Origin of the sequence: Streptomyces sp. GbtcB7, from assembly GCF_019091445.1 — a bacterium.
GTDB lineage: Bacteria > Actinomycetota > Actinomycetes > Streptomycetales > Streptomycetaceae > Streptomyces > Streptomyces mirabilis.
On sequence record NZ_JAGXJM010000283.1, the window covers coordinates 1 to 273 of the forward strand.

Consider the following 273-nt stretch of genomic DNA (forward strand, 5'->3'; position numbering starts at 1 on the left):
GGGCGGTCTTCGGGCTCGTCATCCGCGCGCGGAAGTACCGCATCCTGAGCGACGCGGGGATCGACCCGCTGACCGTGGATGCGCAGATCGCCGCCAAGGTGCTGCGCAGCGACGCGCTCGCGCCCGCGGCATCCGAGCCGGCGGTCGCGACACCGCCTGCCGCGCCGACCCCTGCCGTGCCGACGATCGAGCAGCGCCTGATCGAACTCGACGGTCTCCGGGCGCGCGGCATCATCAGCGACGAGGAGCACCGCGAGGCGCGGGCCGCCGTCC

The 273-nt window shown here is 74.7% G+C and carries 1 pseudogene; it reads left to right on the forward strand.

Annotated elements, in window-relative coordinates:
• Window positions 1–273: pseudogene (locus KVT44_RS56095) on the forward strand (hypothetical protein); the annotation flags it as partial.